Origin of the sequence: Rhodoferax sp. U11-2br, from assembly GCF_018619435.1 — a bacterium.
Taxonomy (GTDB): domain Bacteria; phylum Pseudomonadota; class Gammaproteobacteria; order Burkholderiales; family Burkholderiaceae_C; genus Rhodoferax.
Window position 1 is genome coordinate 1 of the sequence record NZ_JAHFZF010000021.1, and the last position, 26462, is coordinate 26462.

General features: G+C 54.8%; 20 protein-coding genes and 1 pseudogene. 10 read left to right on the plus strand and 11 right to left on the minus strand.

Features of this window, described 5'->3' with window-relative positions; genetic code table 11:
* Nucleotides 1–674 precede the first annotated feature (674 nt).
* Nucleotides 675–1733, minus strand: coding sequence for a questin oxidase family protein (locus tag KKO72_RS13730; protein ID WP_214939349.1), 1059 nt, complete (start codon nt 1731–1733; stop codon nt 675–677).
* Nucleotides 1734–1788: 55 nt separating this feature from the next.
* Between KKO72_RS13730 and soxR the strand changes: the two genes are divergently transcribed.
* The gene (soxR, locus tag KKO72_RS13735; protein WP_214939352.1) at nt 1789–2265 is read left to right on the plus strand and encodes a redox-sensitive transcriptional activator SoxR; all 477 of its coding nucleotides are present in this window, start codon (nt 1789–1791) and stop codon (nt 2263–2265) included.
* Between the two features lie 174 nt (nt 2266–2439).
* Nucleotides 2440–3216 (plus strand): alpha/beta hydrolase, encoded by a 777-nt coding sequence (locus KKO72_RS13740; protein ID WP_214939355.1) that lies wholly within the window; start codon nt 2440–2442, stop codon nt 3214–3216.
* A 104-nt stretch (nt 3217–3320) separates the two neighbouring features.
* Here the strand turns inward: KKO72_RS13740 and KKO72_RS13745 are convergent, their stop codons facing one another.
* From KKO72_RS13745 to KKO72_RS13755, 3 genes are all read right to left on the minus strand, one after another.
* Nucleotides 3321–3914 (minus strand): DUF427 domain-containing protein, encoded by a 594-nt coding sequence (locus KKO72_RS13745; RefSeq protein ID WP_214939358.1) that lies wholly within the window; start codon nt 3912–3914, stop codon nt 3321–3323.
* Nucleotides 3915–4144: 230 nt separating this feature from the next.
* Entirely contained in the window at nt 4145–4558 is a 414-nt protein-coding gene (locus KKO72_RS13750; RefSeq protein WP_214939361.1) for an ABZJ_00895 family protein, read from the minus strand.
* A gap of 107 nt (nt 4559–4665) precedes the next feature.
* Nucleotides 4666–5067 (minus strand): hypothetical protein, encoded by a 402-nt coding sequence (locus KKO72_RS13755; protein ID WP_214939364.1) that lies wholly within the window; start codon nt 5065–5067, stop codon nt 4666–4668.
* A gap of 1199 nt (nt 5068–6266) precedes the next feature.
* Between KKO72_RS13755 and KKO72_RS13760 the strand changes: the two genes are divergently transcribed.
* The 3 genes from KKO72_RS13760 (at nt 6267) to KKO72_RS13770 (ending at nt 11367) form a co-directional block, all read left to right on the plus strand.
* Nucleotides 6267–9692, plus strand: a complete 3426-nt coding sequence (locus KKO72_RS13760; RefSeq protein ID WP_251140650.1) for a hybrid sensor histidine kinase/response regulator — start codon at nt 6267–6269, stop codon at nt 9690–9692.
* 60 nt (nt 9693–9752) lie between these two features.
* Nucleotides 9753–9962, plus strand: coding sequence for a hypothetical protein (locus tag KKO72_RS13765; RefSeq protein WP_214939370.1), 210 nt, complete (start codon nt 9753–9755; stop codon nt 9960–9962).
* A 253-nt stretch (nt 9963–10215) separates the two neighbouring features.
* Nucleotides 10216–11367, plus strand: coding sequence for an HD-GYP domain-containing protein (locus tag KKO72_RS13770; protein WP_214939552.1), 1152 nt, complete (start codon nt 10216–10218; stop codon nt 11365–11367).
* 509 nt (nt 11368–11876) lie between these two features.
* On the opposite strand, the gene KKO72_RS13775 is transcribed toward KKO72_RS13770, so the two are convergent.
* The gene (locus KKO72_RS13775; protein WP_251140651.1) at nt 11877–13451 is read right to left on the minus strand and encodes a methyl-accepting chemotaxis protein; all 1575 of its coding nucleotides are present in this window, start codon (nt 13449–13451) and stop codon (nt 11877–11879) included.
* 63 nt (nt 13452–13514) lie between these two features.
* Entirely contained in the window at nt 13515–13982 is a 468-nt protein-coding gene (locus KKO72_RS13780; protein WP_251140652.1) for a cache domain-containing protein, read from the minus strand.
* A gap of 201 nt (nt 13983–14183) precedes the next feature.
* Between KKO72_RS13780 and KKO72_RS21030 the strand changes: the two are divergent.
* Nucleotides 14184–14360: pseudogene (locus KKO72_RS21030) on the plus strand (integrase); the annotation flags it as partial.
* Nucleotides 14361–14669: 309 nt separating this feature from the next.
* Here the strand turns inward: KKO72_RS21030 and KKO72_RS13785 are convergent.
* The 3 genes from KKO72_RS13785 to KKO72_RS13795 form a co-directional block, all read right to left on the minus strand.
* On the minus strand, nt 14670–16676 hold the full coding sequence (locus tag KKO72_RS13785) for a bifunctional diguanylate cyclase/phosphodiesterase (protein ID WP_214939373.1): 2007 nt from the start codon (nt 16674–16676) through the stop codon (nt 14670–14672).
* A gap of 330 nt (nt 16677–17006) precedes the next feature.
* Complete coding sequence (locus tag KKO72_RS21280; RefSeq protein ID WP_214939376.1) at nt 17007–18563, minus strand: methyl-accepting chemotaxis protein; 1557 nt, start codon at nt 18561–18563, stop codon at nt 17007–17009.
* 27 nt (nt 18564–18590) lie between these two features.
* Entirely contained in the window at nt 18591–19106 is a 516-nt protein-coding gene (locus KKO72_RS13795; RefSeq protein ID WP_214939379.1) for a chemotaxis protein CheW, read from the minus strand.
* A gap of 559 nt (nt 19107–19665) precedes the next feature.
* Here KKO72_RS13795 and yghU point away from each other — a divergent pair.
* On the plus strand, nt 19666–20541 hold the full coding sequence (gene yghU, locus KKO72_RS13800) for a glutathione-dependent disulfide-bond oxidoreductase (RefSeq protein ID WP_214939382.1): 876 nt from the start codon (nt 19666–19668) through the stop codon (nt 20539–20541).
* 42 nt (nt 20542–20583) lie between these two features.
* On the opposite strand, the gene KKO72_RS13805 is transcribed toward yghU, so the two are convergent.
* Nucleotides 20584–22341, minus strand: a complete 1758-nt coding sequence (locus KKO72_RS13805; protein WP_214939385.1) for an ABC transporter ATP-binding protein — start codon at nt 22339–22341, stop codon at nt 20584–20586.
* Nucleotides 22331–24082 carry an ABC transporter ATP-binding protein gene (locus KKO72_RS13810; protein WP_214939389.1) on the minus strand — a complete coding sequence of 584 codons (1752 nt, stop codon included), beginning with the start codon at nt 24080–24082 and terminating at the stop codon, nt 22331–22333. Before KKO72_RS13810 ends, KKO72_RS13805 begins: the two co-directional genes overlap by 11 nt.
* A gap of 495 nt (nt 24083–24577) precedes the next feature.
* Here KKO72_RS13810 and KKO72_RS13815 point away from each other — a divergent pair, with 495 nt between their 5' ends.
* From KKO72_RS13815 to KKO72_RS13825, 3 genes are all read left to right on the plus strand, one after another.
* Nucleotides 24578–24979, plus strand: a complete 402-nt coding sequence (locus tag KKO72_RS13815; protein ID WP_214939392.1) for a GreA/GreB family elongation factor — start codon at nt 24578–24580, stop codon at nt 24977–24979.
* 145 nt (nt 24980–25124) lie between these two features.
* Entirely contained in the window at nt 25125–25433 is a 309-nt protein-coding gene (locus tag KKO72_RS13820) for a hypothetical protein (RefSeq protein ID WP_180129663.1), read from the plus strand.
* A gap of 104 nt (nt 25434–25537) precedes the next feature.
* Nucleotides 25538–26422, plus strand: a complete 885-nt coding sequence (locus KKO72_RS13825; RefSeq protein ID WP_214939395.1) for a universal stress protein — start codon at nt 25538–25540, stop codon at nt 26420–26422.
* The last annotated feature ends 40 nt before the right edge of the window (nt 26423–26462 follow it).

Here is a 26462-nt window from a genome sequence, read left to right on the forward strand (position 1 = left end):
CGGAGTTTCACATGAGGCCTAATGAATAAAGGTAGTCATCTGAGAATATCAAACTGAGCCTTGCCGTATGTGGTCTGCTTTCGCTGCACAATCGACGTCAGTGTCAGGCTGATTGCTGACGTTTAACTTTGCGGATAGCTGTCACTAAACGCCAGAGCAAGTGGAGTCTAGGGGGGCGACTGGGAACAACGTGTTCCGAGCGAATTTCATTGGGCAAATGCCAGAATAGTCTGCACAGCAAGTAATAGCGTTATGACCAGGAAAAGCCAACACAGCTGGCCAGCCCCGAGCAACCGAGATGCATAACGGTTCTTTAACTGGTTTTGCTCGGTCACATTCAGATGCGAAAGCTTTCCCTTCCACATGCTCGCAATGGCACTGAAAGGTGCGTGTTTGATTGAATTGCTCCACCGAAATGCGTCATATGTGAGGTACGCGCCGCCAACGGTAAGAACTAGAAGTATCCAGGCTGTCATATCGCTCCAACAAATCGGTGACGGGGTTTAACTTAACACTATAGCCCTGCAGACGGCGCACTTGAATGACAGCAATCGCTGCAACGCGGAAAATCGTAGATACAACCCCATTGACTGAATCCAGAAGACTGACTCCAGTCTTTCACTTTGCCGCATTGTTGCCTCTCAAAATCAGTGAACCTCATTGACCGTTCCCAGTTATGAAAGCGTAGCCAGTGTTGCCGCCAGTAAATACTGCCTTTCGCCATATCTCGCAGCTTCATCGCGGCAAGCATGAACAAGCTTGATCAAGTGGTCGTCATCAGACGCAAGTGCTACATTGATGACTTCTGGCCAGGATTTCACTTTTGGGGTGATCACATCGTTGAATGGCGCTACGCGGGCTGCCAAGTAGGCAGCGACGAAGCAGTGCACGACGATGGCTTGTAGAGTTTCGGTTTCGATGCCTTGCATCCATGGCAAAAGCGTTCGAAGTGCTCGCAAACCAGTGATCATGTGTAGTACCGTAAAGTTTGGTTTGACCACATAGCGATCCAATGCCAGGGCGGCCAAATCTGCGATGCATGTCTCGACCGTTGCTGCGGGTATCAGTGCCCCGGCCAACTCCCTATAGATATCAGATTGACTTGCTTCGTCCATTCGGATTGCAATAAGCTGCCCATCGCTGTGCCACCCTGGAGCTCTCTCTATCAGAAGCTTCGCCCATCTGTCGAGCCCAATCAGTGGATCGACCGTGGGAGGTTCTGCCAAGGGCTGCCAACGCCACGCCCAATAGGCAAGCGCTGCAGCCAGCTCACCCGCGTGTGCAGCTTCTATTGCATGGGCCGTTCGGATCACTCCGTGAAAGGCAGCCGCGGCAACGCCCGACATTAGGTCAGGCAAGACCAAGCGCAGAGTAGTCTCCGTACCACTGCGAGCTACAAGCCCGTTGAAGTAGGCCAATAGCATTGGGTATGTATCCGATTGCCCGCGCAGTCGCCGCCAATCCGTGACGGACATGGACGATTTCGGCACAACAGGCGGGTGACTTTGATTCTGAAAGCGGCGGGCATAGACCTCATAAAACTCTTGCATGCGTTGCGGACTGGCCCCCAGGCTGTGAAGGGCATGCAGCGCCATGGGCAAATGGCTGGCGAGTTTGCCTTGGTACTCCGGAGGTAGCTGAAGACTCGTATCCAGCAGTTCGTGCAGTTGAACGGTTGCACTCGCGGGATTTGGTTGGGTTGATGGCACGGCAGTAGGCAGAGATTTATTCATGCGCTTATCATGCAAGTTAAAGTTAACTTCATGTCAAGTGCTTTTCTCCCCATTCATGAAAAATGCGATTCAACCCACGTCAAACGACTGGATTTTGATAGGTGAATTTGTCAAACGAAGTGGCGTGGCCGCCAGTGCCTTGAGGTTCTACGAGGACCAGGGTTTGCTGGGTAGCCAGCGCAACACATCGGGACGACGCCAATTTGCTCGTAGTGATTTACGCAGGGTGGCATTCATACGCGCCGCGCAGACCGTCGGTTTGAGCTTGGATCAGATTCGCTCGGCGTTGTCGAGTTTGCCCGAAGCGCGAACGCCAAACCACAAGGACTGGGTTCGCCTTTCAAGTGCCTGGCGCCCCATGATTAACCAGAGAATTGTTGAACTGACCCGTTTGCGTGACCAACTCGAATCCTGCATCGGATGTGGATGTTTGTCGCTTACCAAATGCGCGCTTTACAACCCAGGTGATTTGGCTGCTCGAAAAGGAACTGGCGCGCGCTACCTGTTGGGAGACCAACCGGCAGGAGGCTAATTCTCGAAGACTTGGCCACCTCCCCACTGGAAACTGAAGCATATAGCTGAATGCCCGCTCCCGCTGCATTGCCGTCCGGAACCATTTGTAGTCACTGCTCTTTGGTTGGTGTGGTGCGCTCCGCTTGCCTGAGCGCCTGCGGCGCGCCATCATGTGGTTGACGACAATGTGCCAATGAAACCGCTTATCCGCTACGCCCGCCAGGGATGCACCGCCATGGTGATTGTTGCTGCGGCCATGGCTATGATGGCTTTAGCCGCTGAGCCTGTAGCCCCCTCGCCTGTACAGACACAGGTGCACACACTCGACGGGCACCGCGTTACGCTAGACGTGTACCCGAGCGCCGACCCGCCGCGCGGGGCAGCCATCCTCTCACACGGCTTCACGCGCAGCCGACGCAGCATGGCAGGTCATGCGCAGGCGCTGGCCAATGCCGGTGTGCTGGTGTTGACGCCGGACCTGCCCTGCACCTTCGACTTCCGCTGCAACGCCCGGGCCCTGGCCGCTTTGATAGGCTTACTGCGTACCGGCGGAACCTTCGGTGCGCCGGTTGAGAAGGTGATGCTCGTGGGCTTCTCAGCCGGAGGGCTATCCAGCCTTCTGGCGGCAGACTCGCCAGGCGTGGTTGGCTTCGTCGGATTGGACCCGTTCGACCGGACGATGCCTGACGAGGCTGAGCGACTGGGTCTGGCGGCAGCCGGTCGGCTTCGTACCGAAGCGCTGCTGCTGCGGGCCCCACCGTCGCGCTGTAACGCTGAAGCCGTGGCGGCGCCTTGGGGCCATGCGCTGCCCTCGCTATGGCGCGACGAGTTGATCGCAGGTGCTTCGCATTGTGACTTCGAGTCGCCTAGCGACTGGAAGTGCCGCCTGGCCTGCGGCGATACCGACCCGATTCGCCAGCAGCGGGTACGTCAGGGGTTGATGGACGCCGCGACGCGCTGGTTGCGCTGATCCGATCGCTCGAAAAGTTGTGGGGTCAAGCACTGCTTTTAGCCTCGTGGCTTGAGGCCATGGTTCCTAGACATCGGCGACCCATCTTTCTGAATCATTCATGGCTACCAGTGCTCGCTGCCTGGTTCGCCCTTGAATGGGCCAACCAGCTCCGGGGTAATCCAGCCGCCGTAAAAGCCGCCGGGCTGCGGCCTCACTCTGGCACCATCGATCTGGCAATTCAGATTCGCCGGATAAAAAGCGACGTAGTCGGCCAAAATTTCGGCACCTGCCAGCGGCTTTGGGTAGCTCCAAGCCACCCGGGGCAGGCGGCTTTCGTCCGACACCAGGCTCCAATAGGTTGCAGGCCGTTTCCATTCACAAAACGATCCCCCACCCGCAGCTTCCAACAGGTGTTTTGCTACGTCGTCCCATGGCAAATAAACGCTTGGCGGGTGAGAGGTCTCCAAAACGAGTACGGCGCGATGCGTACGGGCTACCTCCACCTCTCCCCAGTGCACCACCACTTCTCGGGTGTCCTGCACCAACCGCGGTGGACGCGGAAAGTCCCACACCGATGTTTGACCCGGCCCCGGTGGCGTGGCGAAAGTCGGGCGTGTCTGGCCTTGCCACTGCCATTGTTGCCGCGCAATGCGAATCCATTCAGATAGATCGTCCATGGGTGTTGTGATCCTTTGGTTGTCTTCATTGGATTTCATTACGCCAAGTCTGACTTTACCGCTTGTGTCCGGCTGGGTCCACACGCGCAAATCTCGAAACTGGACGTCCTTCTCGAAGGGCAGCTATCGCTGCAAAGCGGTAGGCAGCATCAGCCCCGTTGCTGATTTTCGCGCCGCACCAAAGCAGTCGTAACGTCGAAGCGTGTCCGGCAAGCAACGGGCGCCTCGAAGCAGCACTTCGCAGCTGCTTGTCCGTGCCGAGCAACTTGTTAACCACCAGCCTCCGCCTGCTTCTGAAGCTGCTTGGTAAGACTCTTACCGGCCAATCCAACAAAGTACGCGATTGCCAAAGAGTGAATCAACCCCACAAAAATTAACGCAAACGCCAACGCACCAATGCTTAGTTTTCCCTCTGCCGCTAGTGCTGCACCGCCAATCAATAGTTGAAGCAGTAAGTTCATGCCAATCATGCTCCAAACTACTTTTGATTTTTCTGACGCAGTGAAATAGCGCTTGTTCTTCATACCGAATGCAGTGCAAGACCACATCACTGCACCAATCAAAATACCGACATTTACTCCAGCGTTTGACGTTATGCCGAAAAACCGAAATGCAAAGCCTGCAAAAATCATCAACACTACGTAAACCGCGAGAAAACGGCCAAGGACACCTGAAATAGACATGTAGAAATCTCCTAAAGGTTAACGTAGAAATAACAGGTCTGCGCGGCTTTTCGCGCAAGTCCGGTTGATTGTCTGGTTGGGGATACGCATGAACGAATTCGAGGTATTCATACTTTCCCTTCTACAGCTGTCGCTAGTTTTTTGGCTGTATTTTCACAGTGCAGCCGATAAGGAATGTAGAGCAACGCTAACAGCACTCCAGGCACGCCTAAACCGACGCCGACTCCGGAAAGTGTTGTAGTGGCTACAACAAAGAGAGCGACATCTGAAGGAAGACATTTGCCGACGACTTGAACAAAAAATGACAGAAAGAGAAAGGCAGCCCCAAAAATGAACTCTGCTTTTTGCTGCGCTAGTTCCTTTGCAACCGCGTGCCCAGAACCAAAATGGGATGTTGCGATGACCTCTATGGTTGAGTCCTTTATATGCAGCACTCCAACGCAAAAAAACACGCCACTGAACAGACCGAGCGCGGCGGATGAAAGCTCTATGACGGTGGCGAGATTCATAGACCCCAATTCAGTATGGGGAAACGCGCCCGTGTCGCCCCAACATCGGAGTAGAAAAGCTCCTGAGAGCCGCTCGAAATGAGGGGCTTCGACGACTTGCTGTCAACATTAAGGGGCATAACAGTTCCAGAAATACCAGCACACTGATCTTTTGCATCCGCTCGGCTACTGGTGCAGTTGTATGTGCAAATACTCAGTCTGCAATTCTGACTGCGAGTTAACTACCTGGGTATCCCCCAAATGGGGGATACCACTGAACGACTGCTCCCGCTGCGCAACAGCAGTCGACTTCAGATCCCAGCTGCCACGATGTCCATCAACTTTTTTGTCGATCGGCGCAGTGTTCCTGCTCCCATCGGACTGTCATGATCGTAGCTGCCTTGAGTCCAAATGCCCGGTGATAGACACCTGGTCCCCAGATCACATAGTCTCCCATTCGCTGCAGCCTGTGTGTCATCGTGGCATTTTCCGGGAAGGTCGAATCGGCGCTGAAGTCAATCCTGAAATCGCTTAGATCTGAGACCAGCACTGACATAGTTCTTCCTGTACTCACTGGCTTGTCTTGACCATCCGGATCCCCTGCTAGATGGGAAAACCACTTGACGCAGAGCCCTGTAGACAGAGTACCGCTTGGAATGTGCCGCAGGTCATATGGCTCTCGCTTGCTCCAGTGGCTGAACCCAATGATCCAACCCGTACCATTCGTATCGAGGGTCCCTGCATTTCCGAATTCAACTGGCAGAGGTGACATGGGATTTGGGAACATGGGTGTGCAGGAGGGACAGTGGCAATTCTGACGGGTATTGCTTCTGGCGACCACCCCAATCTGGAAATATGACTGCGTGTCCGTTTACGCTGCACAGCGGTTGTCGGTTACCGACCCATAGCGGAAATCCAAGCCATCAGACTCGCAGCGCTAAAGCGGACGTTGAGGGTAGCGAACCGAGCGGACATGCATACTGATCTGTTGTCGCCGTTTGGATGTTGACAGGCTGAAAATTTCCTTCAGCTATGGAGCGCGTTTTTCGGGGGAAACCTCATGGCGGCTCTTAACGGCTTCCAAAGTAACTGATATGCTTTCAAACAGCAGATGCAGTGGCCTGAAAATCAGATACGTATCGGAGCAAGTAATGGCCTCTTGGAGATCCCTGTGGCAATCGTTGAAGGTACGCCTGTCACTTTCTACACTCGGCATTTGCTTGATCATCCTGTGGGCTGTGACCCTCTACAGCCACAACCTTGTGCGCCAGGATACAGAGCGGCTTATCGGTGAGCAGCAATTCGCGACAGCACAACTGGCTGCAAACTCAATCAACGAGGCGATCAAACGACAATTTGTTGTGTTGGAGGCAGCTGCAGCCGAAATCGCGACCAACTCCTTGCTTCAAAAGCCCGACAAACTGCAGGAATGGCTGCAGCGCCAATCATTCCTACTTGGACAGTTCAATGGTGCGATTTTCGTCACTGGGACTGCAGGTATTCCGCTTGGGGCACACCCTCTATTGCCGGAAATGCTGAAGACGAATTTGGATGACCGAGACTATCTCAAAGCAGCTCTTCAAGAGGGTCGGAGGGGTATTGGCAAGCCAACCATCGGACGCGTCTTGAAAATTCACATTGTCGGGTTTGCCGTTCCCATCAGGGATAACGCCGGTGCAATCATCGGCGCTGTGGCAGGTGTTATTGATCTTGACAAGCCCAACTTTGTCGACCAGATCGTTCAGCGAGGCGTGGGGGCAACAGGCGGCTTCATTCTCATCTCGCGCAGGGACAAACTGTGCGTCACCGCCACCGATAGAAGCAGGATCATGATCCCCGTTCCAGCGCCCGGCATCAATCTGTTGAATGATCGCTTCCTGGAAGGATACGAGGGATATGGTGTGACCGTCAACGCACGCGACATCGAAGATCTCGCCGCCAGTGCGACGATTCCGATGGCTGATTGGTATATTGTGGTCGTTCAGCCCACGAGTCATGCCTTTGCCTCCTTGCGGTCCATTCAACACCACGTATTGCTTGCCGCGACGCTGCTATCGATCCTTGCATGCGTTCTCACTTGGTCCATCACTTCGCAGCTATTGACTAGGCGACTGTCACCTATCTTGGAAGCCACTCGTCGCTTGATCAAGACGGGAAACAAGGCCGAATCACAAAAGAGTCTGCCCGTCGTCTGCAACGATGAAATCGGAGAGGTCGTCAATGAGTTCAATAAGCTGATCGTGTCGTCTCAGGAGCGCGAGTCACTGCTGCACGAACGCACAGAGTCTTTGGCCAAGGCAGTCAGCCGCGCGGAAGAAAGCGCCGCACAACTTGAAGAGGTGAATTCGCAGCTCAATTCCCGGGTCGAGCAACGCACGGCGGAATTGAGGGTCGCCAAGGAACAGGCTGAATTTGCAAATGGCGCCAAAAGTGCGTTTCTGGCCAACATGAGCCACGAGATTCGTACACCCATGAATGCGATCATCGGGATGAGCCAACTGGCCCTGCAAACCAATCTGGACAAGAAGCAGCGCAACTATATGGATAAGGTGCACCGCTCAGGCGAGAACTTGCTGGGCATCATTAACGACATCCTGGATTTCTCAAAGATTGAAGCTGGCAAACTGCGTATGGAGTCCGTGGAATTCGATTTGAATGATGTGATGGACGACTTCGCCAATCTGGTCGGCTTCAAAAGCGAAAGCAAAGGTCTTGAGCTACTTTTCGATATTGCGCCTGATGTGCCAACGAGCCTAGTAGGTGATGGATTGCGTCTGGCGCAAATCCTTGTCAATCTGGGAAGTAACGCAGTCAAATTCACCGAGCAGGGAGAAATCGTAGTTGGCATCAACAAGGTGGGTGAAACAGATGCCGACGTGGAGTTGCATTTTTGGGTTCGTGATACCGGCATTGGCTTGACCTCGGAGCAATGCGACAACTTGTTCCAGAGCTTCAGCCAGGCTGACATCTCCACAACGCGCAAATACGGTGGTACCGGGCTGGGCCTGGCAATTTGCAAAAACCTGATTGAACTGATAGGAGGCAAGATCTGGGTCGATAGTGTGCCTGGCCATGGCTCAACCTTTCATTTTTGCGCCCACTTTGGCGTTCAAGTGAATCCACATGTTGTTCGGATGTTCAGGGCGGAAGAACTGGTTGGAACCCGTGTACTCGTAGTAGACGACAACGCAACGGCGCGGGAAATTTTGTCTACGATGGCCAAGACATTTGGTCTGGAAGTGGAAGTCGCTCAAGGCGGCACTGAAGCGTTGCACCTCATCAGCGATGCTGACAGTAAGGCTTTGCCCTATGACATCGTGTTGATGGACTGGAAGATGCCCATGATGGACGGGGTAGAGGCCCTGCAACAACTGCGCAGCGAACAGTTAAGCAGAGTGCCCGCTGTCATTATGGTCACTGCTTTCGGGCGAGAAGAAGTCATGGCAAGTGCGACTGAGCGCAAAGTTGTACTGAAAGACGTGTTGACCAAACCGGTTACCCCATCCACTTTACTTGAAGCCATTGGCTTCGCGTTGGGCAAAGGAAGCAAAATCACCTCACATAGAAAAGCCCGCCTTGATAGTCATTCAGAGGCAGCTGAGAAACTCAAGGGTGCCAGGGTGTTGTTGGTTGAAGACAATGATATGAACCAGGAACTCGCCATGGAGTTGTTGGCCAATGCTGGCATCGACGTAGTGTTGGCTGACCACGGGCGGGCAGCACTGGACATTCTGGACGCCGACCCACACTTTGACGGCATTTTGATGGATTGCCAGATGCCCGTGATGGATGGTTACGAAGCCACGCGGCAAATACGCAAGAACCCGGCATTCCAAGACCTACCCATTCTTGCCATGACAGCCAATGCGATGGCCGGGGACAAAGAAAAGGTTCTGGAGGTCGGCATGTGGGACCACATTGCCAAGCCTCTGAACCAGGGAGAAATGTTTGCCACCATGGCTAAGTGGATTTCCCCTTTGGCAAATGCAGCGTTGGCTGACGCCAAGCAGAAGCCATCGCCTGCGCATCTTGCGCACAGAGAGGGCGACGGATTCTTGAATGAATTCGCACTTCCCGGAATTGACACGCAGTTTGGCTTGGCCACTGCGTTGAACAAGGAGGCCCTGTACCGGCGGCAACTGATCTTGTTTCGTGATGGCCAAGAAAATTTTGCAGACCTGTTTGTTCAAGCACGCGCTAGTGCGGACCACACGGCTGCCCGTCGCTGCGCTCATACTTTAGTCGGAACCGCATCGACCGTTGGTGCAAAACGCGTTCAGGAGGCTGCAAAGCGACTGGAACATGCATGTAAGCAACAGGTTGCAAAAGAACAGGTGGACGCAATACTGCAGGAGGTTTTGCGTGAACTCTCACCCGTGATGGATGGACTTCGAGCATTGGAGAGTGGAGATAAGGATGCCGTGGTGCCAACCTCTGGTCCTGTGTTGGAAACAGAGCAGATTTCAGCCCTTCGCCTGCGGTTGCTGGAGCTGATGGATTTGGGCGATTCTCGGGCTATTGATTTGTGCAAGGAGCACCAGGCTCAGTTGCAGCCGGTCTATCCGACCAAGTGGAAAAAAATTATGGCGCATTTACACAACATGGATTTTGAATCGGCCTTGGAACTCTTCAAGGAGTTGGGGTGACGCACAGGCTTTGTGGCATATCCCAGGGCAGAGTTGGCACCTTATCTCACAGGTAAGAACATGCGTCCATATTCTTCACGCGCCGAGAACCCTGCCCCGCTATCCGCAGCTTCTGCCATGGTGATTGATGACAATGCACTGACCCAGGAGCTATCGGCGGAAATACTGGAGATACGGGGCATAAAGGAGCGGCTGAGCGCAAAAGATGGGCGTCTGGCAGCTCTCAAGTACCGACCCAATGTGATGATCTGCCATATTTTCATGCTGTAGATGGGCGGGATAGAGTTTCTGGATCAAATGGTTGCGCGCGACTACTGTGGTGGACTCGTTTTGATGATCGGCGTCGATGCCGAAATGTTGGGTGTTGCCAGAACGATCGCGGAGGATCATGGACTGCGAGTGCTTGGCGTATTTTTGAAGCCGGTGTCCATGGAGCAGATATCTTTTTTTTGAGGACTTGATGGAGACGCGGCTGCAGTTGCAAGACATAAGCGCGGAGTCACATTTTGGAAGGGGGCTCAACATGGGCTCAAACATACATTCAGTTGCAAAACCTACGATCTTGGTCGTCGATGACACCCCCGACATACTGTCGCTCATGATGGAGCTGCTCAAGGGCGAGTACATCGTTCAGCTTGCCAATGGCGGTGAGCGTGCGCTCAGCCTCGCTGGCAGGGTCCCCCACCCGGACCTGATCTTGTTGGACATCATGATGCCCGGCATGGACGGTTTCGAGGTTTGCCAAAAACTCAAATCCGACACGAAAACACGGGAGATTCCCGTGGTGTTTTTAACTGCAAAAGCGGAATTAGAGGACGAGAAAAAAGGACTTGAAATTGGCGGCGTTGACTACATTACCAAACCGATTAGCCCCCCCATCTTGCTGGCACGTGTCAAGATTCATTTGGCGTTGAAGGCCCACGCCGATTTTTTGCGTGACAAGAGTGACTTTCTGGAAACAGAGGTGAGCAAGCGAACGCGCGAAGTGGTGGCCATACAGGATGTCACGATCCTGACCATGGCATCACTGGCCGAAACTCGTGACTCCGAGACCGGCAATCACATTCGCCGGACACAGTTTTATGTCAAGGCGTTGGCTGAGCACCTCGCCGCACACCCCAAATTTTCAGCGCAGCTGACGGACGGCTACATTCAAATGCTGTTCAAGTCAGCGCCTCTGCATGACATTGGCAAGGTTGGTATTCCGGATCGCATTCTGCTTAAACCCGGGCGCCTGACGCCAGATGAGTTCGAGATCATGAAGACACACACCACCCTGGGCCGTGACGCGATTGAGCACGCCGAGAAGCGACTGGGTTTGCAGGTAGGTTTCCTCTCTATGGCCAAGGATATTGCGCTTTCGCACCAGGAAAAATGGGATGGCTCAGGCTACCCGCAAGGTCTGGTCGGTGAGGCTATTTCGCTGTCTGCGCGGCTCATGGCCGTCGCTGATGTTTATGACGCATTGATCAGTCGGCGTGTTTACAAGGATGGCATGCCCCACGAGAAGGCGGTTGCCATCATTCAGGAAGGCCGGGGCGGGCATTTTGATCCAGACCTTGTGGATGCATTTGTCGCCTTGCAAGAAGAGTTTCGGCAGATAGCGGCACGGTTTGCCGACACGGATGCGGATCTGGCAGGCAAGAAAATGCAGTTAGAACGCCTGTCCGGCTAGCCCAAGGCTGGTCTGAACGTATTCAATCCTGTGACCGGCTCGGAGATCACACATTGCGATTGCACTTACTGCAGCAAAGCGGCAGCCATTACCTGGTCGATTTTTCGGAAGTTGGCCAATATGCCACTTCCGAAGGCGCCAACTCAGCGTCAAATAGCCAATAGGTACTGTGCAGTCGGGTGGCTGCGGGCCGCTTCTTGGCAACGTCCTCAGACAAATTTCAGACTCCAGATAGCTGTCATTTGCGATAGTCTGCAACTGGCCCGGACTTATCGCGGCAGTCGACCTAAAGCAGTCCTGCGCTGCGGCAGTTTTGCTACCTCAAAGCGGTCGCCCAACTTTAGGGCGGAGGCGGATGTGAGGCGCGAACTTCACCCAACTCGAAAGCGTCGACCTCTCGTAGAGTTGAATGTGATCCCGCTTAATTTCAGTTTATGTGCTCTGGATTTTCGTTAGAGCAGCGAATTCCACGTGACGCTGCTTTGCCTTGGATCACTTCGGGGCTGTACTTAACCCAGCAAGAGATTCTGTGATTCTCTGAGTGCAACTGTCTTGAGTGTGAACGCGCTGACGACTTGACCCAATTTGATTGCTTGCTCTTTGAGACTTTCTGCCGCCGCAGACGACTGCTCAACCAGTGCTGCGTTTTGCTGGGTCATTTGGTCCAACTGGGAAATTGATCCGTTGACTTGGTTGATTTCACCACTTTGACCATCAGCGGTCGCGGTAATCTCGGCAATCATGTGCGTTACCCGCTCTACAGACTGAACGATTTCGGTCATCGTCGCCCCGGACTCCGCAACAATGTGACTCCCGATATCCACCTTTTCCATACTTGCACCAATGAGTGCTTTGATCTCGCGGGCGGCAGCGGCGCTGCGGCCAGCTAGGCTGCGCACTTCACTGGCCACCACCGCAAAACCGCGCCCTTGTTCACCGGCACGGGCCGCCTCGACAGCCGCATTGAGAGCCAAAATGTTGGTCTGAAACGCGATGCCGTCAATCACGCCAATGATGTCTCCAATTCTGCGGCTGCTGGCATTGATTTCGTCCATCGTGTCAATCACTTGCTTTACGAGTGCCCCGCCTTTTGCTGCGACTTGGGCTGCGGAGCTTGCCAATTGATTCGCCGTCCTGGCAGAGTCTGCCGATTGGCTGAATGCTCCGGTCAATTGATCCATACTGGAGGCGGTCCGGGCAAGGCTGCTTGCAGCCTGCTCCGTGCGCTCGCTCAAATCCAAGGTACCGCTTGCGATTTCAGCGCTCGATACACGGATGGAATCACTACTTCGCATCACATCGGACATCGCTTGATTGAGTTGATCGCGCATGCGGCCCAGGGCATGCATCAAATCACCTACTTCGTCGTTTCGTGTGCTCGCGGTATCCACCTGCAAATTGCCATTCGCAACTTCATTGCTCACCTCCACGGCGCGACGCAATTCCACCACAACCTTGCTTTGTACCCACACCGCAAAAGCAACGGCTGCACCTGCAACCACCAAGCCAATAAAAGAAAAGAGCATGCTCATCCTTTGGGCCTCGTTACGGGAAACCAGCAAATTCTTGTCAACTTTTACATCCAACCGAGCGATGATGGCCCCCAAAGACTTCCCGATGGTTGAAAACAACTCATCGGACTCTTGCATCGCCACAGCTCCAGTATTGGGGTCAAAACTCGCTAGGTCCAATGACTGCAGCGTTTGCTTTGAGTAAGTGGCAAGTAGTTTTTGGACATCCGCAGAAGACTTGCGGACCTCCTCATCATCGCCAACGGCCTCCGTTGCCGACGCGATCGCGTTCGCAATACCGTTGACCTGCTTCTCGACGTCTGCTTTGACCGCCTTTATTTTTCCGTCTTCCAGGGATGCGGCCAAACTTATTGTCCGATAGGCTGCGGCATGCACACGACCCAGCTGGTCCTGGGTCGTTGTGAATGCACCCAAACCCTTAAAAACCGCTGTCACTTGCCGTTCAGCTTGAACACGACTGTTCTGCACAAGCCAGGTACTCACCAGTGAAACCCCATACATGACCAAGGCGGCCAGAACTGGCGCGATCAACAGCTTATGACTGAGTTTCATTCAGTTCCCCTATAGCAGATTCAATGGAGAGACACGAGTGAGGTCTAGCCAAGCCGGAATCCGCTATTTATAAACTCCGCCACAGACGATAGTTTCAGCCAGCTTTTCGCAATACATCTCCTTGGGCTCAATCTTTTTGGTTTCGGGATTGGTGAATTTGTAGTCCTGCCAGAAACCGGCAGGTTTCGCCTTGCCCAATTCAACCCGTTCTTTCACGAAGGCTTTACCGTCAATATCTTTCATCCCAATCAGGTCAAGTCCTACTTGCTTGGGGTTGGCGCCATGGGCCAGATTCTTTCCCTCTAGGCTGTAAACCACGAGATACAGGTCTTCCTTGATCCACTTTTTGTCTTTGCCAGTGATTTCGGCATAAATTTTTTCCGCACCTTCAGATTTGATAGCAGCAACGCCAGCCTTCACCATCTTTATAGCGTCATCCCTCGTAGCGCCACCATCGGCACTCCAAGCGCTGGAACTCAACAATGCCAACGCGAACCCGGATGCAATCAACGATTTCAAATGCATGCTCATGTGGATCTCCTGAAGGAAAGGATGTTTTTCAGCAGTGCCGGAGTCATCAAAGCCCAGTTTTGAGGCCTGACGCTTTTCGGTGCCGCTTCATTGTGAGTCATATTTCTGAATTACGCCAAAGAATTAATTCGGGCGAACACAAAATCAAAACCACTTTTCAATGCATTTATTCTGTGAAATTGACGAAATCGGTCTCGATCATCTGCTTATGGCACCCACACGATACGCTTAACAAAAGCATCCTTGATCTACCGCCGCACCAAAAACATCCGGGCCGTGCAATTGCTACTGATACATACCAAACTGGAAAGCAACGTGCGGTATTTAGGCATTGAAGTGGGGGACGCACTGGAGCTGTCAGAACAGACGGAGGTTTAAGTGGTTTGAACTGACCGGTGACCAAAACCAAATTTGGCCTCCAAATACCGGTCATTCATGAACGACTGCAACTGGCCCTCAGCTGCTCTCGACCCATTGCGGTCTTAGTGTCTGTTGATTTCAACGCCGGTAAGCCGACATTCGTTGATAGGCACAAGCATCTCAACAATGACCGCATGTGGGAAGCCCAGTGTTTCAAGCGACGGCCAGTTGGCCGATTGCAGCTATAGGGTGAACCGAATTCAGATTGCTAGTCGTCCGGTCTGGAAAGCGATATCAGGTCTTGGTCGGCTCCTGTGCAGCTTGGCTTCAACCAGTCAATTCAATATCATGACCATTTGAAACGCCGGAGGACAACCTGTTCGAAGTCAACAGAAGCGCAACTTCATTGGCAGAACAGGGTCTGGAAAACAGGTATCCCTGTGCGAAATCGCATTTCAGAGCAGAAATGTATTGCAGTTGCTCTCCTGTCTCAATGCCCTCTGCAATCGTAGCCATTCGCAGCCGTGTGGCAAGCGCCATGATGGCCTCGACAATAGCCGCTGCAACTCGCGATGATGGTGCCGCCTGAACAAAACTGCGATCAAGCTTGATGATGTCAAATGGGAACCGTGCAAGGCTCATCATGGAAGCGAACCCAGTCCCAAAGTCATCCAAGGAAAGGCGCAACCCCAAGTTTTTAAGTGCACTTAGCTGGGCCATTGCTGCATCGTTGTCATGCACCAAAACGGACTCAGTCAATTCAAGCACCAGGATTCGCGGATGCAGGCCTGACCTAGTCAACGCCGATGACACCTTGCCTGCAAATCCCGGATCGGCAAGCTGCAGCCCGGACACATTGATAGCGATTTCATTCAACATGATGCCCGATTGCTGCCAGCGAACTGCTTGTTCGCAAGCCTTGTTCAGCACCCACTCACCAACTTCGTGAATGAGCCCAAGTTCTTCCATGATCGGGATAAATTCTGCTGGTACGATCAAACCAGAGCTTGGGTGAGTCCAGCGCAGCAAGGCCTCCACACCTAACGGAGCACGGTCTGAAACCCGAATCAGTGGCTGGTAGGCCAAGGACAGCTGCCCACCGGCAAGTGCGACGCGAAGATCTTCTTCGAGTTGCAATCGCTTGACCAATGCACTGTCACGGTCGGCATTGTAGAAATGCAAAAACCGTCCTTCATTGGCATGCATGGCAAGTGCCGCTCGCGCCGCTTTCAACGTCGCTTCTGCCGAATCGCCATCATTGGGATACATGCTTAACCCCCCATTGGGCTGGAGGTAGAAGTCCTGTCCTCTCAGCTGAAACGGCTGTCGCAGCGCATCTAACAGACGTTCAGACGCCTCGATCACCATGGCAGTCTCCTGAACATGACGAAAAAGCACTGCGATTTCAAAGCTGGAAACACGAGCAAACTCTGGTGATGGCTGAAATAGAATTGATGATTCACGAAGTCGATGAACCAGCGACCGAACAAGTTCATCCGCAGTCTTTTGACTGAAGGCATCTCGGACCCGCCGTAGGCGTTCCAAGTCAATCAATAGCAGTGGCAAGGTGCGGTGCTGATCTATTGCCGCATGCATCTTCCTATCCAGCACGGCGATAAAGCCTGTGAGATTGTGCAGCCCTGTCACGGCATCGTGTTCGCTGAGATACTCCGCTTGACTCTGAGCAACTTGGGTGGCCTTTTCAAGTTCAACCAAGGCCAGGAACTCCTTGCGCAGCAAATACTCTCGCCACCAACCGATCATCGCTGCCAACAGAAAGACCGTAAATACATGGTAAGTCAGGTAGCTGCCATGCTCAATTTCATGAGTCAGAGCGGTAAGTATCGAAACCTCAAAACCCAGAAAAAGCAAGAAGCCCGTCGGCAATGCATAGCGAAATCCGATACCGAGAATGACAAAGCAGTAGAGTTCGAAGAAGGTGAAGTTGAGAATGCCGACCCATGAAGCAAGTCCACTACCGCCTTGAAGATCAATCCTGTACAAGGTCCAATAAAGGCTCAAGCCGACTAACACGATGACCGCAGCCATTAGAGGCTGCCAGTACCTCTTGCCCACACGGCTAAACGAGAGCGCCAGACCCAGCCCGAGAATCGGTACAGACAAAACGATTCGATATTCGTTGGCTGGTACGTTAGGAAAAACGAGGTGATCCACCAGCCAATCACCAACGACCAGAATCATCCCAAGCACCAGACTGGCTTGCGCGTAGCTTCTATAGAACCCTTCATAGAAAGGCAAGAACCGCTGTTCAATCAGCGGATCGCTAAACCTCATCATTAGGCGGATAGGCAGCTTTCTGACTTGCTTTGTCATGTTTCGCCCAGGTCTATTGCGTGTTCAACTAGACTGAACCTTGCATGTTGGACACGTTGCATAGCCCGATATATACGCAAACTCGTATAAATTGGCGGCACATGGGTTCGGAGGCAGTTGGGGCTTGTCGATTGGATCATCCGCTTGCAGGAATCCGTGATGGTCTTCTGTTGCCACTACATGCTCCTGCTGGTTAACGTTCAATGATCGTACACGTTAATGCTTGACGAATATCAAATTAGGTTCTTGATTGACCGCGTCAAGTGCGTCCCACTCTGATCCTAAATTACCCTATGGCTGTGCTGGTTGACTGTCTCTAATAGGCAGGACTCAAATACTGAAAACCTTAACCGTCTGCACCAGGTTCTGCGCCTGGCTCTTGAGGCTGCTCGCCGATGCCGCCATCTCTTCCACCAAAGCCGCATTCTGCTGGGTCACCTGATCGATCTGCTGGATGGCTTCACCAATCTGGCCCACGCCCTGGCTTTGTTCGCTGCTGGCAGCACTGATCTCTCCCATGATGTCGGTCACCCGTTTGATCGAGCTCACCACCTCGGTCATGGTGGTACCGGCCTGGTCCACCAGAGTCGAACCTTGTTCGACCCGCTGCACACTGTTGTTGATCAGTATCTTGATTTCTTTGGCAGCTTCGGCACTTCGCCCGGCCAGGCTGCGCACCTCACTGGCCACCACCGCAAAGCCCCGGCCTTGTTCGCCAGCGCGGGCGGCTTCGACAGCGGCGTTCAAGGCGAGGATGTTGGTCTGGAAGGCGATGCCGTCGATCACGCTGATGATGTCGCTGATCTTGCGGCTCGATTCGTTGATGCCCTTCATGGTATCGACCACCAGGGCGACCACTTCACCGCCTTTGATGGCCACGCTGCTCGCACTTTGCGCGAGTTGGTTGGCCTGGCGGGCGTTGTCGGCGTTTTGTCTGACGGTGGATGAGAGCTCTTCCATCGATGCGGCGGTCTCTTCCAGCGCGCTTGCTTGCTCTTCGGTTCTATGGCTCAGGGCGTTGTTGCCTTGAGCGATCTCGGAGCTGGCGGTGGCCACCGAGTCGGAGCCGGCGCGTACCTTGGAGACCACACTCACTAAGCCTGTTTGCATGCGGGCCATGGCTGCCATCACACTGGTCGTATCTCCACTGCGAACCTGCAAAGTGGCAGTCAGATCGCCATCAGCCACAAGGCTGGCTGCATGGCTCAAATCGGCTGGCTCGGCCCCCAGCGCACGGGTCAGGCTTCGGGTAATGAGTACGCCCGCCAATACGGCCACTCCAAACACAAAAAAGCAGACAGTGATCAAGATAACTCGCTGCGTGACGTAGATGGCTTCCGACTCTTCTACCAACTTGACGGAACGCGCTGCCGTGAAATCCGCATAGTTGGTTGCAGCTTTAGCCAATGCCGCCAAAAGAGGGCGGCATTCCGTGTTCATTTTTGCAATGGCTTCTTCATGCTTGTTACTGAGGGCCAATTCAACAATCTCCATGGCCACTGGTGCATATGACTGTTCAACCTTGTCGATCTCGGCAATCAAGCGACGCGCTTCGTCTGATACATCAGCCTCTTTGGCCATCTCTTTGAGTTTGGCCATGCGCTGCCCCACATCTTTATGCGCTTGCAAGACGTTGTTTTTCTCAATGGCCAAGTCTTGCGGTTGTGTCACCAACACCAGATTGCGCGCTGCTATGGCACGACTGTCCACCGCTTGTCGCACGCCAGCTGCCATCTGGGCCTGTGCGTTGATGCCATTGATGTAGTTTTCAAAACGATCATGGGCATCATTGAGCATCTTCGCGGAAAAGCCAGATACCAGTAAAACCATCAAGGCCAGTCCACCAAACGACCAAGCCAACTTTGTACGTACCGTCAAATTGTTCATAGGAAATTCCAGGTAGTTGCAGCTGTTTCAAGCCGTTGAAGGATCTATACCCATGTCCGAACTGGACATGAGCTTTCCGATGTCGATCAGGATCAGCATGCGGTTCTCCAGCGAACCAATGGCCAGCAGGTGATCACTTGCAATGGCCGAGGACAGATCGGGTACTGGGCGTAGCTGCTCCGGTGTCAGGGTGATGACGTCCGAGACCCCGTCGACCACCATGCCCACCACCCGGCTGCCGATGTTGAGAACAATCACCACGGTGAAGTGGTCGTAATTGACCGGGTTGAGATTGAACTTGATGCGCATGTCAACAATCGGCACGATCACACCGCGCAAATTGACCACCCCTAAGATGTGTTCGGGCGCGTTGGCCATGCGGGTGGGGCGCTCGAAGGAGCGGATTTCCTGCACCTGCAGGATGTCAATGCCGTACTCTTCATCTCCGAGTTTGAAGGCCAGGAACTCCCTGATGTCCAGTTCATGCGCACCCGATTGCACGCTGGTTAGGCCAAGTGCTTTGCGAGGCGCTGTCTGATTCATACGAATGCTACTCCTTTTAAAATCAAAAACATCAATATTTGACAATATTGTAGATTATTTAAAAATTTTCTGCAGATCGAGACGTATGCCCCCTCCGCGACCCATCGGCATGCTTAACCACCTCGAAAAGAAGGTTGAATGATGACTCAATTGGGCAAACCCTGGATTCGGGGTGAACCAGCCTGAGACTGGTCAGCCTCACATAGGCTGCTGCTGAAATGGATTGCAGAATTTGACGCTTGCTTAAGCGCTGCCCCGTTGAAGCTTGACGGGTTAGCCTGGCGTATCAGGCTGCGTTTGAGCAGTCATTCGCTATTGATGGCTATGGGCCTTGTTGTGCCATTCATTGCCAAACTCCAATGATTTCTGGCGCTGCAAAGGCGAGATATGTCTACGAAAGGGGTAAAGGCCAATAGACAGGTAGTCTGCGGATAGTGGGATTGCCCGGCGCCCTTGGTGAAACCAGCCTGAGCTTACGGAATCCCGGCAATGCGCAAGTATTCAGACATTGCTTCAAATACCATGTTGTATTTCAAGCTTCCCAAAGTGAGACCGACTTATGTCTGAACTACCTGCTTACACCCCGCCCAAGGTCTGGACCTGGGATAAAGCCAACGGGGGTCAATTCGCCAACATCAACCGACCCATTGCCGGCTCTACACACGAGGCCGTATTGCCACACGGTAAACACCCTCTGCAACTGTATTCACTGGCCACGCCCAATGGTGTCAAGGTCACAGTGATGCTGGAGGAGTTGTTGGCGCTTGGCCACAGCGGCGCTGAGTATGACGCCTGGCTGATCCGCATCAACGAAGGCTACCAGTTTGGCAGCGGTTTTGTGGAGGTCAACCCCAACTCAAAAATCCCTGCCCTGCTGGACTGCAGCAGGCAAGAGCCGGTCAGGGTGTTCGAGTCCGGCGCGATCCTGCTCTACCTGGCGGAAAAATTTGGGGCTTTTGTGCCAACAGATGCGGCCAAACGTGCCGAATGCCTCTCGTGGTTGTTTTGGCAGATGGGCAGTGCGCCCTACCTGGGCGGCGGCTTTGGCCACTTCTATGCCTATGCGCCGACCAAGATGGAGTACCCGATCAACCGCTTCGCGATGGAGGTCAAGCGACAGATGGACGTGCTGAACCGTCGGTTGGCAAAAAGCCCTTTTGTGGGTGGTGACGACTACTCGATTGCCGACATGGCCATCTGGCCCTGGTACGGAGCCCTGGTCAAAGGCCAAATCTACGAAGCGGGTGAGTTTCTTCAGGTCGACGAGTACACCCATGTGATTCGCTGGGCCGACAACATTGCCAAGCGTCCAGCAGTGCAACGTGGCCGCATGGTCAACCGGGTGAATGGTCCGCCTGAAAGTCAATTGCACGAACGCCACGATGCGAGCGACTTTGACACCCGCACGCAGGACAAGCTATTGCCATCAACATGATTGCGCCGTGAGACTGTGCTCCCGCCCAAGGGCGCTCTTGCCCTAACTTTCCAGTTGCTGCAACAGGTATAGCCGCTGGTAGACACCTTGAGGGATCGCCATCAACGCATCATGGGTGCCCTGCTCGTGAATGTGGCCATGGTTGAGCACCACGATGCAGTCAGCGGCGCGGATCGTCGACAAGCGGTGGGCGACGGCGATCACGGTCACGCGACCGCGCAATTCGGTCAGGGCCAGTTGCACGATTTGTTCGGTTTCTGAGTCGATGTGGGCGGTCGCTTCATCCAGAAACAAGATGCGCGGCTGGCCTGCCAAGGCCCGCGCGATGGCAATGAGCTGTTTTTGCCCTACCGACAAGCGTGCCCCACCTTCACCCAGCAGGGTGTCGTAGCCCTGCTCCAGTTGCATGATGAAGTCGTGGCAATGTGCGGCCCGTGCTGCTGATTGCAGGTCGTGCTCGGCAATATGGCGGCCCATCGCAATGTTCTCACGCACGCTGGCAGCCAGCAGAAAGGGGTCCTGCGGCACCAAGCCTACATCGGCACGAAAATGCGCGTCGCTGAACTGGGGCAGAGGTATGCCATCAATGCTGATGTCACCTGATTGCGCTTGGTAAAAGCGCAATAACAGGCTGAGCAAAGTGGATTTGCCGCTGCCGGTGTGCCCGACCAACCCGTAAAAGGCACCCGCAGGAATCTGTAGGCTCAGATCGTGCAGGATCACCGTATCTGAGTTGTATCCAAACCGAAGTCGCTTGATGTTCACCGCGCCTTGGGAAATACGCTCGGGGCCTGTCATCACCTTCGGGCGTTGTTCTTGAAGTAATGCGTCCACCCGCGCGGCAGCAACGATGGCTTGTTGCAGCTGCCCAAATTGCAGCGTGATCTGAATCAGTGGGTCCACCACGCGGCCAAGGTAGCTCACAAAGGCATACAACACGCCTATTTGCAGCCCGTTGAAGGCACTCAGACCAAAGCTGTAAATCACGGCGACAAGCAGCAACACGTTGATCAAGTCCAGCATCGGACGCAGCAGCCAGGCATTCACACGCATCTCAGCAATGCGGGCACCCAGATGTTGCTGGTTGATGCGGTCAAACTTTTGGCGAAAACGCAACTGTGCGTTGCTGGCCTGTAGTACCGGCATGCCGGCAATAGACTCTGACATCAGGGCATTGATGTCGCTGCGTTTCTGCCGTGCACGTGACACAGCGGGTGCGCTCCAGCGCTGGTAGAACCAGACAATCACCACCACCGTTGGCACCAGCATGAGCACAATCAGCATCAAGCGCCAATCCAGCCAGGCCATCGCAGCAAAAGCACCGAGCACAACTATGCTGTTGTCAAGTATCACAAACAGTACCTGGACATAGAGGTTCTTGACCTGCTCGGTGTCATTGGTCACCCGGCTGACCAACTGCCCGGTGATCGCCTTGTCAAAAAAAGCCATGGGCAGACGCAACACGTGGCCATAAACCTCTTCGCGTAATCGCCGAACCGAGCGCATGGCAACGCCGGCCAGACGGGCCAATTGGGTGTAGCGAATGGCGCAGGCGATGGCACCCGCAAGCAGGATGCCACCCAGCAGCAAACCCACCTCCATCGGGTCAAAACGGCGCGGTATCAGCGTGTGGTCAATGAAATACTTGCCCAACAATGGGCCAGCTGCTTCGAGCAGCGCCGCCACAATCAGCCAAAAGCCGCCCTTCCAGACGTGGTGTTTCTCTGATCGGGCCGCATGCAGCAACAGGGCAATGGCCTGGCGCGTGTTGCGTGTCTGGGGAGTGGCTTCAGTCTGCATCCAGACTCGCTTGTAATTGTTGGTAGCGCCATTGGGATGTGTACCAGGCATCAAGCGCCAGCAGACTGGCATGGTCGCCCTGCTCGACAATGCACCCATCCTTGAGCACCAGAATGTGTTCAGCATCCATCACAGCGCTCAGGCGGTGGCTGACGATGATGGTTGTCCTGCCTGGGCTGGATTTGCGCAGCTCTTGCAGGTGCTCCAGGATGCTGGTTTCGGTTTGCGTGTCAACGGCAGACAAGGCATCGTCCAGCAGCAACAGCGTTGCATCGGCCAGCATCGCGCGTGCAATGGCCACCCGCTGACGCTGCCCGCCTGACAGCGAAATGCCTTTTTCCCCCACTGGGGTGTCATAACCCTGTGGCATCCGCGCAATATCTTCATCAATACAGGCCAGGCGAGCCGCGTTTTCGATTTCGGCCCTGGTGGCATCTGGCTTGACCAGCCCAATGTTCTCGGCAATCGTTGCAGAAAACAGAAACGGCTCCTGTGGCACCCAGCTCATTGACTGGTGCAAGGTCTCCAGGGTGTAGTCAGCCAGTCCGTGTGCGTCCCAACTGATGTTGCCCTGGTTGGCTGCGTACTGGCGCAAGATCAAACGAACCAGACTGGATTTCCCCGCACCGGTGGCGCCTACGATGCCCAGCGTGTGCCCGGCCAACACGCAGAAACGGATTCCCGACAGGGCCAGTGCCTGATGCCCTGGATAAGAAAACGAGACGTCTTTGAACACCAACGCGCCCACGGGGGTTGCTGTCCTTGTGCCACTGTCATCGATCGACAGCGGCGCCGCCAAGGTCGGCTGCAGTCGCTCCCAGGCCGCACGTCCCCGCTGGATCAAAGACAACACCCAGCCAGCAGCAAACATGGGCCAGATCAGTTGGCCCAGGTACATGCTGAACGCCGTCAACGCACCAAGGGTCAGCACCCCTTGCCAGACCAGCGTTCCACCCAGCCCAAGGGTCAGAACCGTGGCACAGATCAAGGTGATACCCACAGTGGGTTCGAGTGCAGCCTCCCATCTCTGGGCTTGCAGGCTGGCACTGGCTGCGTTTTCAGCCAGTTCGGAAAAGCGTGCGGCACTGCGCTCCTCCAGACCCAGCGCACGCAAAGTGCGCACACCGGTGAGCGTCTCCTGCACGTGGTCATTGAGTTTGCCAAATCGCTCAAGCGAATCTTTGGACGCCAGGTGAATGTGCGTTGAGATGCGCCAAAACGCGAATGCCATGAAGGGAAACGGCAGCAGGGCTACCAGTGCCAGTCGCCAGTCAATGCCGAGCGTCATCATGGCAACAACAAGGATCAAGGTCAGCGTGCCATCAAACCCTGCCAGCATGGCTTCCCCTGACGCCATTTCTACAGCGTCAATGTCGTTAGTCGCCTGCGCCATCAGGTCACCCGTGCCACGCTGGTGAAAGAAGTGAGGCCCTTGTAAACACAAGCGAGCGTAAAGGCGCGTGCGCAGCTCAGCTCCAAGACGGTAGCTGGCCGCAAACAGCTGCAAACGCCACGCCACCCGCAGGAAATAAATCAACACGCCCGCCAACACCAGCCAGCCCAACTGCGCCAATAGCGCTGTGTTGTCCAGTTGCCCGCCAGCCAGACCGTCCACGATACGACCAACATGTCGTGGAATGAAGACTGTGAGAGCGCTTACCGCCGCTAGCATCAGCGCCGCAAGCAAATAGGGGCGCCAGTTCTGGCGCACATAAAGTGCGATCAGGCTGGTCAGGGTCATGGGAATGCGCCGCAATGGCGTGAATGACGGTTGGGGGGAGACGAATTCTAGGGTTGATTCGGTTAAGCCAACAAAGTCAATGATCCTCATCACTTTGAAGACCAAAGGTTTTAAAGATATCGAAAACTGCGGCGCGGGTTGCCAGCTCGTTACCTGCAGACGTTGAAAGCCGTGCCCTGACTGCACCGCTATCCTCATGGTTGTTGGGTGGATAACTCAGCTTGCTATCATCCGGCCATGCAACAACAGTTATGGCATCGTCTGATGGCCACGCTCCAACTACCCATGACCACCGGCGTATTCGATAGCCGGTGTGTTCGGGAGTACGCGGGTGTGCGCGATATCTGGCCATACAAGCCGGTCGCACATTCCCCCGCCCGGCGATAAACCTTTTCCCCTATCTTGCGCAAGCACCTATCGCCGGGCACCAGCTCAGCGCGATAGCGGCCATTCTTCTGCATAACGATGTCTGGCCGCGCTTGATGGAGAAACCTCATGCACACGACCCTTTCCGGTCAGCGCTTGCTGACCGAGCTCGATTTCACCCGGCTTTCCAAACTGAATCGAGGCCAACTTCCAGAAGACTTGGCCGAGGACTTGAACTCGGCAGACCTGGTGGTCTCACAGGACATTGCCGCCGATATTGTCACGATGAACTCGCAGGTCGAGATCATCCATGACGGCTCGGCACTGCGCCAGAAGTTCACCCTGTGTTACCCAGCCAACGCTGACGCAGGTCGGGGGCTGATCTCGGTTCTGTCGCCGGTCGGGGCTGCCCTGCTGGGCCGACGCGTTGGCGACACCGCGTGTTGGAACATGCCGCAAGGTGAGGCCCGTTCCGCCAAGGTGGTGGCCGTTTTGTTTCAGCCAGAAGCCTCTGGCGACTACACCACCTGAGTCACGTTCAGGCAAGCGTGAGCGCCGGAGCACAAGTGGGGCAAGAAAGAAAATTTCCTGCCTTTTTGAATGCGTCACTTCGACTTCGAACCCTACTTGAGAGCAGGGATTCGACCGTCGGATCTTCCAGAGTCTTCAAACCATCATGAGTATTCGTTTCAACCCGCAAGTCAGCGCCATTTTGGAAGAGGCCGCCATGAAGTTGGGTGAGCTGGGTTACTACGCCCGAGTCGAGCCAGGTCTTGTGCCAGCCAGCGGGGAAGATGTGCTGACCCTGAATGTCGCCAGCAGTCTGATCGGTTTGGCTCGGGTGGAAGAGCTGTTGCTGTCAGGGCAGGCGCATATCAAGTCCCAGACCTCAAAGCTGGGCCTGCTGAAGTTCATCGCCCGCAGCCAGGACCGAAGCCAGGACCCCGACTTTGTCGCCGGGGTGGTGGGGCCTCGAGACACATGAGCGTGCGCGGCCACCGCGGACGACCAGACGCCCGCGCCGATGCGATGACTCAGCACGGACTGAAGACCCACTGTGTCAACAACGTCAAATTGGAGGTGGACACCATGTATCAACTCAATCACATTCTGGCGGCAACCGATCTGTCGGCACCGGCCCGCCATGCTGTTGAACGTGCGGCTCTGGTCTGCAAGGAAAAGGCAGCGACGCTTGATCTATTGCACGTGGCCAACCTGGCACCGCTGGAGCGGCTTGGCCAACTGATGGGCACCACAGCGGGCGATTTGGAAGACAAGGTCCTGCAAGCGGAACAGACCAGGCTGATGGCGCTCGCCACTGAGCTGCAGCGACGCGTTGGCATCACACCTGCCACACAGGTCGTTGCCGGCGACTTGCTCACCGAACTGGCCAAATCAGCCGATGCCTTGGCAACAGACCTGCTGGTTTGTGGTGCCAAGGGCGACAGTGTTTTTCGCCGCTTCGCACTGGGAACAACGGCCTTGCGTATGCTGGGCAAAACAAAGTGCCCCGTTCTGGTGGTGAAACAGCCACCCCGTGGCGCCTACAAGCGGCTGTTGGTACCGGTCGATTTTTCAAGCGCGTCGCTTCGGGCCCTGCACCACGCACGCTGCCTGGCGCCCCAGGCCGACATGGTGTTGATGCATGCGTTTGAAGTGCCTTTCGAGGGGCTCTTGCGTTATGCCAGAGTGAACGAAGACACGATCCAGCAGCATCGGGTGACTGCCCGGAGGGAAGCGCTGCACAAGCTCCAGACCTTGCGGGACAAAGCCGGTCTCAACAACATGAACACCAGCCTGCTGGTCCTGCACGGCGACCCAGCCCTGCGCATCCTTGAGCAGGAACAAGCGCTTGATTGCGACTTGACCGCGATGGGCAGACACGGCGACAGCCTGCTGGAAGAGATGCTTCTGGGCAGTGTCACCAAACACGTGCTGGCCGAGTTGCAGGGCGACCTGCTGGTCTCGGTGTGAACCACATCCGGGCCTGATCAAACCGCCAGAGATCGCCAGA

What these genes read in the sequence shown, in the direction of transcription:
- KKO72_RS13730 (WP_214939349.1), bottom strand. Translation starts at nt 1,733, where the DNA reads ATGAATAAATCTCTGCCTACTGCCGTGCCATCAACCCAACCAAATCCC.
- soxR (WP_214939352.1), top strand. Translation starts at nt 1,789, where the DNA reads ATGAAAAATGCGATTCAACCCACGTCAAACGACTGGATTTTGATAGGT.
- KKO72_RS13740 (WP_214939355.1), top strand. Translation starts at nt 2,440, where the DNA reads ATGAAACCGCTTATCCGCTACGCCCGCCAGGGATGCACCGCCATGGTG.
- KKO72_RS13745 (WP_214939358.1), bottom strand. Translation starts at nt 3,914, where the DNA reads ATGAAATCCAATGAAGACAACCAAAGGATCACAACACCCATGGACGAT.
- KKO72_RS13750 (WP_214939361.1), bottom strand. Translation starts at nt 4,558, where the DNA reads ATGTCTATTTCAGGTGTCCTTGGCCGTTTTCTCGCGGTTTACGTAGTG.
- KKO72_RS13755 (WP_214939364.1), bottom strand. Translation starts at nt 5,067, where the DNA reads ATGAATCTCGCCACCGTCATAGAGCTTTCATCCGCCGCGCTCGGTCTG.
- KKO72_RS13765 (WP_214939370.1), top strand. Translation starts at nt 9,753, where the DNA reads ATGCGTCCATATTCTTCACGCGCCGAGAACCCTGCCCCGCTATCCGCA.
- KKO72_RS13770 (WP_214939552.1), top strand. Translation starts at nt 10,216, where the DNA reads ATGGGCTCAAACATACATTCAGTTGCAAAACCTACGATCTTGGTCGTC.
- KKO72_RS13775 (WP_251140651.1), bottom strand. Translation starts at nt 13,451, where the DNA reads ATGAAACTCAGTCATAAGCTGTTGATCGCGCCAGTTCTGGCCGCCTTG.
- KKO72_RS13780 (WP_251140652.1), bottom strand. Translation starts at nt 13,982, where the DNA reads ATGAGCATGCATTTGAAATCGTTGATTGCATCCGGGTTCGCGTTGGCA.
- KKO72_RS13785 (WP_214939373.1), bottom strand. Translation starts at nt 16,676, where the DNA reads ATGACAAAGCAAGTCAGAAAGCTGCCTATCCGCCTAATGATGAGGTTT.
- KKO72_RS21280 (WP_214939376.1), bottom strand. Translation starts at nt 18,563, where the DNA reads ATGAACAATTTGACGGTACGTACAAAGTTGGCTTGGTCGTTTGGTGGA.
- KKO72_RS13795 (WP_214939379.1), bottom strand. Translation starts at nt 19,106, where the DNA reads ATGAATCAGACAGCGCCTCGCAAAGCACTTGGCCTAACCAGCGTGCAA.
- yghU (WP_214939382.1), top strand. Translation starts at nt 19,666, where the DNA reads ATGTCTGAACTACCTGCTTACACCCCGCCCAAGGTCTGGACCTGGGAT.
- KKO72_RS13805 (WP_214939385.1), bottom strand. Translation starts at nt 22,341, where the DNA reads ATGCAGACTGAAGCCACTCCCCAGACACGCAACACGCGCCAGGCCATT.
- KKO72_RS13810 (WP_214939389.1), bottom strand. Translation starts at nt 24,082, where the DNA reads ATGACCCTGACCAGCCTGATCGCACTTTATGTGCGCCAGAACTGGCGC.
- KKO72_RS13815 (WP_214939392.1), top strand. Translation starts at nt 24,578, where the DNA reads ATGCACACGACCCTTTCCGGTCAGCGCTTGCTGACCGAGCTCGATTTC.
- KKO72_RS13820 (WP_180129663.1), top strand. Translation starts at nt 25,125, where the DNA reads ATGAGTATTCGTTTCAACCCGCAAGTCAGCGCCATTTTGGAAGAGGCC.
- KKO72_RS13825 (WP_214939395.1), top strand. Translation starts at nt 25,538, where the DNA reads ATGTATCAACTCAATCACATTCTGGCGGCAACCGATCTGTCGGCACCG.